The sequence below is a fragment of the uncultured Aquimarina sp. genome (genome assembly GCF_947492965.1).
GTDB lineage: Bacteria > Bacteroidota > Bacteroidia > Flavobacteriales > Flavobacteriaceae > Aquimarina.
In genome coordinates this window covers 1-458 of sequence record NZ_CANLOZ010000037.1, presented here as the reverse complement: position 1 = coordinate 458, position 458 = coordinate 1, and the positions used below count along the sequence as shown (strand labels likewise).

The following is a 458-nucleotide window of genomic DNA, read 5'->3' as shown; positions in this document are numbered from 1 at the left end:
GGAGCCACAGGACAAACGGGAGCTACAGGACAAACAGGTGCTACTGGTCAAACAGGAGCTACTGGTCAGACAGGAGCTACAGGACAAACAGGTGCTACGGGTCAAACTGGAGCTACGGGACAAACAGGAGCTACTGGACAAACAGGAGCTACGGGACAAACAGGAGCTACTGGACAAACGGGAGCCACAGGACAAACAGGTGCAACGGGTCAAACTGGAGCTACGGGACAAACAGGAGCTACTGGACAAACAGGAGCCACAGGACAAACGGGTGCTACTGGACAAACGGGAGCCACAGGACAAACAGGTGCCACAGGACAAACAGGAGCTACTGGACAAACAGGAGCCACAGGACAAACTGGAGCCACAGGACAAACTGGAGCCACAGGACAAACTGGAGCCACTGGACAAACAGGTGCCACAGGACAAACTGGAGCTACTGGTCAAACAGGTGCCAC

Annotated in this window: 1 protein-coding gene; it reads left to right on the top strand. The window is 54.8% G+C overall.

Annotation, left to right across the window (positions count from 1 at the left end; translation table 11 throughout):
• A partial coding sequence (locus tag Q1B37_RS24205; protein WP_299903353.1) for a hypothetical protein occupies nucleotides 1-458 on the top strand: 458 nt, incomplete at both ends.